This window comes from Trinickia sp. (assembly GCF_051961175.1).
Taxonomy (GTDB): Bacteria; Pseudomonadota; Gammaproteobacteria; order Burkholderiales; family Burkholderiaceae; genus Trinickia.
The window spans coordinates 1-10208 of record NZ_JBQCDN010000177.1; the positions used below are offsets into that span (position 1 = coordinate 1).

Annotated in this window: 8 protein-coding genes and 3 tRNA genes; 6 read left to right on the forward strand and 5 right to left on the reverse strand. The window is 63.5% G+C overall.

Annotated elements, in window-relative coordinates:
- Positions 1-138 precede the first annotated feature (138 nt).
- On the reverse strand, positions 139-1518 hold the full coding sequence (locus ACTHL0_RS10035; RefSeq protein ID WP_440566578.1) for an amidase: 1380 nt from the start codon (positions 1516-1518) through the stop codon (positions 139-141).
- A 302-nt stretch (positions 1519-1820) separates the two neighbouring features.
- Between ACTHL0_RS10035 and ACTHL0_RS10040 the strand changes: the two genes are divergently transcribed.
- From ACTHL0_RS10040 to ACTHL0_RS10055, 4 genes are all read left to right on the forward strand, one after another.
- Positions 1821-3215: a gamma-glutamyl-gamma-aminobutyrate hydrolase family protein gene (locus ACTHL0_RS10040; protein ID WP_440566585.1), complete on the forward strand. Its 1395-nt coding sequence runs from the start codon at positions 1821-1823 to the stop codon at positions 3213-3215.
- Between the two features lie 232 nt (positions 3216-3447).
- Positions 3448-3523: transfer RNA gene (locus tag ACTHL0_RS10045), tRNA-Gly, on the forward strand.
- A 77-nt stretch (positions 3524-3600) separates the two neighbouring features.
- A tRNA-Gly gene (locus tag ACTHL0_RS10050) sits at positions 3601-3676 on the forward strand.
- A gap of 115 nt (positions 3677-3791) precedes the next feature.
- Positions 3792-3865 (forward strand) — tRNA-Cys (locus ACTHL0_RS10055).
- 124 nt (positions 3866-3989) lie between these two features.
- Here ACTHL0_RS10055 and ACTHL0_RS10060 read toward each other — a convergent pair.
- From ACTHL0_RS10060 to ACTHL0_RS10070, 3 genes are all read right to left on the reverse strand, one after another.
- The gene (locus ACTHL0_RS10060; RefSeq protein WP_440566579.1) at positions 3990-4322 is read right to left on the reverse strand and encodes an antibiotic biosynthesis monooxygenase family protein; all 333 of its coding nucleotides are present in this window, start codon (positions 4320-4322) and stop codon (positions 3990-3992) included.
- An 88-nt stretch (positions 4323-4410) separates the two neighbouring features.
- Positions 4411-5046, reverse strand: a complete 636-nt coding sequence (locus ACTHL0_RS10065) for a LysE family translocator (RefSeq protein ID WP_440566580.1) — start codon at positions 5044-5046, stop codon at positions 4411-4413.
- Between the two features lie 125 nt (positions 5047-5171).
- Positions 5172-5810, reverse strand: coding sequence for an FMN-binding negative transcriptional regulator (locus ACTHL0_RS10070; protein WP_440566581.1), 639 nt, complete (start codon positions 5808-5810; stop codon positions 5172-5174).
- 133 nt (positions 5811-5943) lie between these two features.
- Here ACTHL0_RS10070 and pdxR point away from each other — a divergent pair, with 133 nt between their 5' ends.
- Complete coding sequence (gene pdxR, locus ACTHL0_RS10075) at positions 5944-7536, forward strand: MocR-like pyridoxine biosynthesis transcription factor PdxR (protein WP_440566582.1); 1593 nt, start codon at positions 5944-5946, stop codon at positions 7534-7536.
- Here the strand turns inward: pdxR and ACTHL0_RS10080 are convergent.
- A complete protein-coding gene (locus ACTHL0_RS10080; protein WP_440566583.1) occupies positions 7516-8733 on the reverse strand; it encodes a polysaccharide pyruvyl transferase family protein in 1218 nt (405 codons plus the stop codon). The genes pdxR and ACTHL0_RS10080 overlap by 21 nt on opposite strands.
- Before the next feature lie 365 nt (positions 8734-9098).
- On the opposite strand from ACTHL0_RS10080, the gene ACTHL0_RS10085 reads away from it, so the two are divergent.
- Positions 9099-10052 (forward strand): NucA/NucB deoxyribonuclease domain-containing protein, encoded by a 954-nt coding sequence (locus tag ACTHL0_RS10085; RefSeq protein ID WP_440566584.1) that lies wholly within the window; start codon positions 9099-9101, stop codon positions 10050-10052.
- Positions 10053-10208 lie beyond the last annotated feature (156 nt).

The following is a 10208-nucleotide window of genomic DNA, read 5'->3' on the forward strand; positions in this document are numbered from 1 at the left end:
CAACCCGCAACCCGCAACCCGCAACCCGCCAATAGCGCGAGCGAGCGTGCCGGCGGTGCGGGAGGCCGAGGCCGCCCACGCAGGCTGCCCGGCGCGAGCCGGTCGCCATGCGCCGGTAACCGGACCCGGCAGCACCGGTCACCGGATCGATTCAAGCACGCGCTCCGCGGCGCGGGCGATGGCGAGCAGCGTGTCGTCGGCATGCGGTGCGGCGGCCAGCATCAGGCCGACAGGCGCCTGGCCGCGCGGATGGCAAGGCAGCGAGACGGCGCAAGCATCGAGCATGTTGAATATATTCGGATTGCGCAGCACCAGCGCATTGAGGCGCGCGTAGTTGGCGTCGTCGGCATCGCATTCGGCGACGCGCGGCGGCACGATCGGCACCGTTGGCGCCACGATCGCATCGAAGCGGCGCCACAGCGTGCGCTGCGCCAGATCGAGCAGGGCGGCACGCTCGGCCAGCAAGTCGATGTAATCGGCGGCCAACGCCGTTTCGCCTTTTTTGATCCGCACGAGCACGCGCGGGTCGTAGTGCTCGCCATGCGTTTCGAGGAGCCGGCGATGCCACGCGTAAGCCTCGATCGACGAGAGGCGGAAGCGCTCGGCCCATTCCGGCTGATCGAGCGGCCCGAAATGGACGTCGGCCAAAATCGCGCCGGCCGCTTCCAAATGTTTCGTCGCCGTTTCGACGGCGGCGGCCACGGCCGGCTCGACGTCGTCCGTGACGAAATGCGTGAGCAGGCCGAGCCGCAGCCCTTCGAGCGGCCGTGCCTCGGGCACGTGCGGCGGCAGGCCCGCCAAAATGCGATCGACGATGGCGCAGCACGAGACGGATACGCCGATCGGACCGAACGAATCCAACGTCGTCGATAGCGGAACGGCGCCTTGCCTCGGGATGCGGCTCGCGGTCGGCTTGAAGCCGGTCAATCCGCAAAACGCGGCGGGGATGCGGATCGATCCACCGGTATCGCTGCCGAGCGCGACGGCGGCCATGCCATCGGCGACGGAAGCGGCCGCCCCAGAGGATGAGCCACCCGCGATACGCGCCTCGTTCGGCGCTCGACGCAAATAGGGGGAAAGGGGGGTGCCGTAGTGCGGATTCAAACCGAGCCCCGAGTAGGCGAACTCGGTCATGTTCGTGCGCCCGACGATGACTGCGCCCGCTCGCCGCAGCCGGGCGACGGCGGGGGCGTCGGCGCCGGCCGGAGCGGCGTCGGCGAGTGCGCGCGATGCGGCACGCGTGACTTGCCCTTCGACATCGAAGAGGTCTTTCACGGAAATGGGAATGCCGGCGAGCGGCGAGAGTACGGTACCCGCGGCGCGCAAGCGGTCGAGCGCGTCCGCAGTGGCCCGCGCCTGGTCCGCATTCACCTCGACGAAGACGGTGGCGCCTTGCCCGGCGGGATCGGCGATGCGCTCGAGCGCGGTTTCGACCAGCGCGCGGCTCGTCGTCCGGCCTTCCGCCAGATCGGCGGCGAGTCGGGCGAGCGGCGGGAACGGAACGGGATCGGTAGCCATAACGTATCGAGTCGTCGAGTCGAAGCGACCGATGCTGCGCGCCGCGGGTAAGCCGCCGCCCGCGCGACACCGGTAGGAGAGTGGGGCGTTGCCGCAGCAACGCGCGTCTTGAAGCGATCGATTGTAACTGCTGCCCCGGACATGCGCAGGAGGAGGGGCTGCGGCCGCCAAGACACGTTCGCAAGCCTGGAATTCGCGTGAGCAGGCCCGGGCATGTGGAGGCAATTTGCGAGCGATCGCCGCGCTGGCGGATAATGGAGTCATTTCATCGCTTCGCGTACGAGACGCGCCTGCCCATCGTCATGAGCGAAATCACACCGCCGAACGCCGGTCGCCCCGGTTCTGATCCTTCCGCCCCGTCTCCGGCCATGTCGTCGGATTCAACCGGCGCCGCCCCGGCGACGTCCACCGCGCCTACCACCTCCACCACGCTACCGCCCGATGTGAACGCGCCGCCGTCCGGCCCTGGCACGGTTGCGGCTGCTGCCATTTCGCCCGAGCCGCCGCCCGGTGTGCCGGGCTCGTCCGGCGTGGCGACAACATCGAATACGACCGATACGCCCAGCGCCGCCTCGCGTGCCGCCAGCGACACGCTGGAGTCGGCTTCGGCGATCGAATCGACGGCGGGCACGCCCCCTGCGACAACGCACGCAGCGGATGCCGCCCAGGCTCGCAGTTCGGCGGCCGCGCAGACGGCAGCCCAGGAACACGCGGCGCGCAGCGCCCGCGCGGCAGGCGCACCGCCACCGGGTTTCGGCGCACCGCCCGATTTCGACACCTCGCGTCCGCCGCCGGCGAGCACCGTGGCGCAGACGCAGCCCGCCTACTTGCGCAATAGCGATTCGGCATGGTCGGTGCTGGGCCGCACGATCGCCGCGCGTGCGCGGCAGTTGTTCGACCGGGCAGGGCAGCGCATCACGCAGCGCACGCTGCGCATCGGCGTGTCCGCGCGCATCTTCCATCCGGAGCCCGGTGCGAGGGGGCTCCGCGGCAAGACGCTGCAGTACCTCGAAGAATCGGTCGCGCACTGGGTCATGTCGCGGGACGTCATGGTCTTCATGATCCCGACGGTCGGCCATCAAGGGATGCTCCATCCGAGCAACATTCGTTTGCGCGACTATGCGAAGCATTTGGACGGCCTTCTGCTGCAAGGCGGGGCGGACGTTTCGCCGCAGACCTATGCGGCGAGCGATATGCGGCCCGAGTGGCCGGGCGATCGCGTGCGCGACATGTACGAACTCGAACTGCTGTATGAGTTCATCGAATCGGGCAAGCCCGTGCTTGGCGTTTGCCGCGGCTGCCAACTGATCAACGTCGCGTTCGGCGGCACGCTCTATCAAGACATCGCTACAGAAGTTCCGACTGCGGGCGTGCATGTCAGCGAGTTCTACGACCAGCATCGGCACTCGGTACGGTTTCCCGATGGATCGTCGCTCGCGAGTATGTTCCCGGGGCGGCGCGAGGCCGTCGTCAACTCGATTCATCATCAAGCGGTGAAGACGCTTGGGCGCGACTTGAATATCGAGGCCGTCTCGGCGGGCGACGGGCTCATCGAGGCCGTGCGTTACCGGCGCGCGCCGTTCGTCGTGGGCGTGCAGTGGCACCCGGAATTTCATCGAGCGGGCGGGCCGGAACTGCTGGACTGCACGCCGCTGCTGGACACGTTCTTGCGCGCGGCGCGCGAGACGCGGTTTTGAGAGAGGGGTACCCGCGCCAAGGTCAGCCGGTATCCATTCGCCGCGGCGCCCCTATGCCCTGTCATGCCCTTATGTCCTCGCGCTGATGGGTCACCCAGCGGTTCATCTTGGGCGCACCGCTCGATGTTCGAGCATCGATCATGCAAAAAGTGTTGACACGTTTCAGCGGTTTATACATAATCTCGCTTCTCCGGTGCACGACGTTTGGCGAGTGAGCCGGAAGCAGCAAACTGCGGGAGTAGCTCAGTTGGTAGAGCGCAACCTTGCCAAGGTTGAGGTCGCGAGTTCGAGACTCGTCTCCCGCTCCAGTTTCGATGGGGTATGTCGCACGAAGCGCGGTTTCAAGCGATTCGTCGAGGTGCCGTCATGCAGTCGGTAGGAATACGCGGGAGTAGCTCAGTTGGTAGAGCGCAACCTTGCCAAGGTTGAGGTCGCGAGTTCGAGACTCGTCTCCCGCTCCAGGTATAGGGGAAGCTAAGCTTCCCTTTTTGTTTAGCGGCCCTTGTCGGCTCGCTGAACCGTTTGCCGGGACATTGTGCAGCCGTGCAACGCCGATGTTCCGGTAAATCCGCTTTCGGCGCGATAGCAAAGCGGTTATGCAGCGGCCTGCAAAGCCGTGTAGGCCGGTTCGACTCCGGCTCGCGCCTCCAAATAAAACCCTGACCAGCCTCGGCTCGTCAGGGTTTTTTTTCGCCGGCTGGTTTTTTCAGGCAGGGCAGCCGCAGCGGCAGCCTCGCGGCCTTGCTTCAATCTCGGCGCTTCAATCTCGGCTTGTCAGGATGGTGCGCTTGTCGCAATTGCGCGCATCGGTAGCTTGCCGTCTCCGTACTCGCGCAGCACCTTCGCGATAACAACGCGATAGCCGTCGAGCCAGCGCGACTGTTTCGCTTTCGCTTCGAGATGCGCAGGATGCTTGATGAGTTCCAGCAGCGCTTCCTCGGATGCCCAGTAGTAGACGTTCTGAATTAGCCCCGCACCGGTATTTTCCCAGGTCTCTTCACCCAGATAGCCCGCTATGCTGCGCGCAACCTCGGCAATCTGCTTGTCGAGACGATGGAATTCCTCATCGTACTGGCCGGCTTTGAAGATGAACGTCGAAGCGTACATGGGGTAATGTCGAATGCGGATAAAAGCGAGGTAGTTTGCGGGCGCGGAGGGTGCTTCGGCCTGAATGCAACCGAGCCCCGCCGCGTGCTCATTTGGATGGCCAGGCCAGCAGCTTGATGCCTGTCATCGCGAATACGACCGCGAGCGATCCATCGAGCCCGCGGCGGGCACGAGTGTAAAGGCGGCGAGCCGACTCCATCGAGAACAAGAACGCGTATCCGCTAAATACCAGAGAACCGATCACTGCGCATCCCGGAATGATCGCCGCCTGAGTCGCACCCGAACCGTTCGACGACAGCGCGACGATGGAAACCCAGACCAGCACGGCCTTCGGATTCGTCAAGTGCAGCAATGCGCCTTTCGTATAGAGCGCCTTGAGGGGCGTGGGCTGCCCAGCCTTCGGCGACGCCGCGACGGACGTGGACAGTGCCGCTCGTCCTGACTTGAAAGCGAGCCACAGCAGATAGAGGCCACCGGCGATCTTGATTGCCACGAGGAACTCCGAATAGGCGATCAACGCCGCCGAGATACCCACGGTCGCGACGGTTGCCCAAAACATCGAGCCCGAAATAACGCCGGCTGCGAACGCCAGTGCGGCTTTCCGGCCTTCGTTGGCCGCAATGGACATGATTGCGAGGTTGCTCGGCCCGGGACTCGCGGTGCCGACGAAATACGCGACATAGGCGAGCAGCAGATTGGCGGAGAAAAAAGTGTTGCCGGACATGGTGGCCCTTTGGTTGAAATGCGTCGCTCGATTGTTGCCGAATGCGCGTCGCTTGCCATGGTCAGTTGCCCAGCGTTTCACCGGGCCAGTCGTGCGAACCGGGCAGGGCTACTTTTGTTTGAGGGCTACTTTTGTTTGCGCGCAGCTGCCGCGAGCATCGCATCACCGATCGCATACTGTCCGGATGCGAGAAGCCCCTCGCCTGCGCCTTGAATGTCGCGCACCTCTTTGTTCTGGCCAAGTTTGCTTTTGCCGATCAATCGCGTGATCTCGATTTCCAAGCCGACAATCGACTTCAGCAACGTATCGATGTAGTCGCTCGGCGCGTCGCTCATCTTCCACGGCCGCGGCTGCGAGGCTTCATGGGTGCGCGTCAGCCGAGCGACCACGCCGCGAACGTACTTCTCGTCATCGCGAATGGTGATGCGTCCGTGCGCATGGACGACGATGTAATTCCATGTCGGCACTTGCCGATGAAGGTCGTGTTTGCTCGGATACCAGTTCGGCGAGATGTAGGCATCGCCTGCGCGAAAGACGACGAGCACCTCATCTCCATCCGCGACGTCTTGCCATACCGGATTGGCACGCGCCACATGCGCGCGCAGCAGGCCGAATTCGCCTGCTTCCGCGGCCAGTTCGAAAGGAATGTGGTTCGCGTCGAGCCCGCTCTTGCCGTGGGTCACCAGCATGCCAAACGGATGCTGTTCGATGCAGGCGTGCAGCGCTTCCTTGCGAGGTTCATTGAAATCGGCGGGGATGTACATGGCGGTTCCGGAGGTGATCGGCGAGCGATGATGCGAAAACACCCGCTGCTCGCGTTTGAGTCTGCGACCATTGTCGGAGAAAACTGGCTTATCCTAAAGGTCCAATTTGGATCAGATTGACAGGACCGGAATCATGGCGAGAACCGCGCGGATTGCCGACATTCCATCGCTCGGCACATTGGATCGTACGGCCGGCAATTTGAGCCGGCAGATTGCGCAGGCGTTGAGAGAGGCGGTGCGTACGGGAGGGCTCGAAGCGGGCGACGATCTACCGTCCACTCGGTTATTGGCCGCCTCGCTCGATGTGTCGCGCGGAACGGTAACCGGTGCTTATGAACAGTTGATTGCGGAGGGTTTTCTGGAGGCGCGGGCAGGTGCCGGTACGCGCGTCGCGCCGGGGCTCCTCGCGTCGCATGAGCGTGAGGCGAGGAGGGGGCGGGCGCACCGCGCCGCGCCCGATCCGGCGGGGCTGCGCCAAGCCGATGAGACGCAGGCGGCACGAGAGCGCTCGCGTGGGGTGCGCCTGCCCGAGCCAGCGGCCGCCTTCGCACGGATCGCCCGTGAATTCAGGCCGCTCCCACCTGTGCCGTTCGCGGTTTCGGTGCCGATGGGCGCGACTGCGCCGGCTGACATCTGGCGCCGGCTCGGCAATCGTCTGCGTGCCAAAGGTCCCGGCGGCCCGGCGGGCTACACCGATCCGCTCGGGGCATTGCCGTTGCGTGAAGCCATCGCGGCCTATGTGCGCAAGTCGCGCGCCGTCCGCTGCGAGCCTGAACAAGTGATCGTCACGAGCGGGACACAGCAAGGACTTTTTCTTGCGAGCCAGGTGTTGCTGGCTGCGGACAATGAGGTCTGGGTGGAAAACCCGGCCTACCGCGGGGTGACCGCCGTGCTCGAACGCACGGGCCACGGCCAAACGATGAGGCGTATCCCTGTCGATGCCGAGGGGATCGACGTCGACACGGGCATCCGCATCGCGCCCCGCGCGCGCGCCGCATTCGTCACGCCGTCGCATCAGTACCCGCTCGGGATGCCGATGAGCATGGCGCGGCGCACCGCGCTGCTCGCGTGGGCGCGGGCCAATGACGCCTGGATTGTCGAGGACGACTACGACAGCGAACTCCGATACCAGGGTTATCCGTTTCCTTCCCTTCAAGGATCGGAGCCGAGCCGGGTGGTTTATCTCGGCACCTTCAGCAAGATTCTGTTTCCCTCGCTGCGACTGGGCTATGCGATCGTTCCTGAAGCGTTGGTGGATGCCTTTTGCGGTGCGCGTGTGTTGATGGACCGTCACCCGCCGAACGCGGATCAGCATGTGCTGGCGGCCTTCATGGCCGAAGGTCATCTCGAGCGTCACGTTCGCAAAGTGCGTAACGTGTACGCGGAGTATCGCGCACGTTTGATCGCAACGCTCGGTGAACTGCTTTCGGACGATATCGCGTGGGTGGAGCCGGGCGATCAGGGTATGCATCTTGTCCTGTGGCTCGCTCGCGGCACCGATGACCGAGCCGTGGCTGAATCGGCAGCCAGCGCAGGGGTTTCGGTACGGGCCGTTTCGCCAATGTTCGCCCCGGGCACCGCCCGGCCCGGCCTCGTGCTGGGCTTCGGGGGATTCAGCCACGCGCAGATGCGGGCGGCGGCGCAGCGGCTGGCGGCCGTCATCGTCGAGGCTGTCGGGAAATCGGTGCATAAGGGCAGGCGGCGTTCATCCGGACAACAACGCTGACACGCGTTCGAATCCGGACTGGTAGGCGCTCACGAGAGTCCTCGCCGTACGCTGCAGTCGTGGTCGCCCGATCTCGAACGCGTCATCGATGCCGCGCGCCATGTCATCGATACGGACTTCGCCAGTCACCTCCACGCCTTCCCACGCGGCTGCAAATGACGCCTGCTTGCTTGGGCCAGCAGCGCGCGCGGGATGGAACAGGTTGACGTGCGGGAGCGCGAACGCCGCTGCAACGATTCTTCCATGGAGGCTGCTTCCGCAATAGACGCAGCTGCTCGCAATCAGCGCACAAATGTCCCAGATGTTCGGCGAAGCCATGATGAAGGCCCTTGCCGTGCGCATTCGCTGCCGTGTTCGCTCATACACTTCCAGGTCGTCGTGCCAGGGCGCAATACCGGCACGAAAGAATGCGATGCCCATGCCGTGCCTTGCCGCGACGATGTCGAGCTGAGCGGCAATGGTGTCCAGTGCTCGATCGTCGCCGAAATCCGCGCTGAACTGTACGGCGATGTAGCCGTTCGGACATGCATCAAGGATCGGTGCAACTGCCTCGCGCTCGGCGCTTTCCCGGATCCTATCGCTAAAGAGTTCGGCGACCATGACCGCCGGATCGGGAAAAAGCGTTGTGGTGATGCCGGCGTCGTGTAGTGCCTGTTGCGTGATGATGTCGCGGACGGACACGTCGTCCGCTTGCCGGAGTGCGTCGACAACTTCCGCGACCATCGTCGGATCGCGACGTTCGAGGCCGACCCCGCCGATTGCATTGAAGACGATGCGCCTTGCCCGTGCGAAGTGCGTTTTCGACATGACGTAAGGCGCGCGCATCGCCAGCCCGAGATGCGCCTTTGCCCATTCGGCAGGCGTTCTCATCCACGCCGAGTGCGCTTCGATCATCGGCATCGCGTGTCCGGGAGGGGAGAGCATGACGGCCGCTTCCCACGCATCGCAGGTGAGTAGTTCGCCGCCGACGTGGACGATGTCGCACGCCTGATCGGCAAGGGTCGACGCGAGCGTCGCGATGGCCTGCACCGAATGGCCCCCGTACGCGCTGAGATCGCATTCGAGTAATCCGGCGAAGAGAATCGTGCGGCCCGGAAGCATCCGGGCGAGCACGTGGGGGAAGAGCATATCGCCGAAGTTGTGCCGATCGAATGCACCGAAAAGCACGGTAACGGGACCGGACGAGGCTTCGGCCATGTGGGCTGTCTCTCAGGAGCAGGCATGCCATAGCGTGGCACGCAATGCGCAACTATGGACATGGTACGCGCCGTATTGTGCCCTTCATTTGGTCCTAAATGCGCTGGCCGGTAGCAGGGTTTCATCGCGGTTGTACTACCGTCGGTCCTTTGTTCGTTATGACAAAAGGGGAAAGGATCATGAGATCGGTTGCGTTCAGGTGGATACTCGCGTGCGGGGCCGCGCTTTGCTTGGCCACTGCGGCTCGTGCGGATGGCGCGCTCGATGTATCACCGATATGTACGACGGCAGTCCAAAAGACATCCAACGACGCTTTGCTAAGTCGCGGCGCCTTTTGTCAGGTATCGGAGCCGCTCCAGTACGTAATGACGGATGACGTGAATGCTGAAGTGGGGCGGGTCGAAATAGATGCTTACGCCTATTCCGACAATCGCCTCAATCGGCTCGAATGGCCTCTGAATTTCCGGTTTAGAACTCGGCTCATATCCGGGAGTGGCGCCGGGTTGCAAATCAAGCCCATCATCGAGTGCGGTGAGGATTGCACGGTTGCGCTGAATGCCGGCGTGCCGTTGGTCATTGGGGGATTGTCGAAAGAACTCGTGGTCACATTGACGCCGAACATGGGCGGGGAAAAGGAAAAAGTCGTCAATCCCTATGTTGAATACAAAGTCGCGAAGACTGGAGACTCCTTCGATGAAGGAGTCAGTGTTGCGGCGTTTTCTGGCAAAGCGCACGTTCCTAGAATTCGATGTGATGTAGGCCTTGCCAAGGCGGGCACGCAAGGATGCGTCTATCCTGACGCGCCAGCGGTAATGCGCTCGGTTAAGACAAACGATCCGGATGTCGACGAATCGGCGATTCACATCAAAGAAGCACTAGCGGCGGGCAAGCCCGGTAAATTCATTCCGCGCGACGACGGCACGATTTTCGACAGCAGCGACTCGAATCCACTCGAACGACTGCGCGACGCGGCTGACCGTCGTGAAAACAGGCGGCTGTCCAAGAATCAATGCATCGCCCAATACGGCAAAGTGACGGGACAGTGCACCTTCACAGGTGATCCCGACGAAGAACCGAGCGCTTGCGATTGCGATGAATACCCGTTCGCCGCGACGCGACAAGGGGCCAAATCGGGCATTTTTTCCGTTAAACGAATCGACAGCGGAGACAACAGGCGCGCGGGCGCACGGCTAGGCTGCTTTCTAGCATCGCAACGCATTCTGGACGGAGAGCGCTTTTACATCGACGTCGAGCCCGGTGGACCCGCGAGTCCCGAAGCGCTCTGCGAAGCCGACTATTCGACATCGGCGGGCAAATGACGACCTATCACGGAAAGAAGATCCTCGACCTCGGGTCGTTTCCGAAATGGTTGAGAGCCGCCTACAGCGCATGTCCGGAGGCCATTCCTCGTGGCTTACAGTCCGAAGTGGTTTCCATCGAAGACGCGCACTTGCGCGTCACCGCCGAAGACGTCA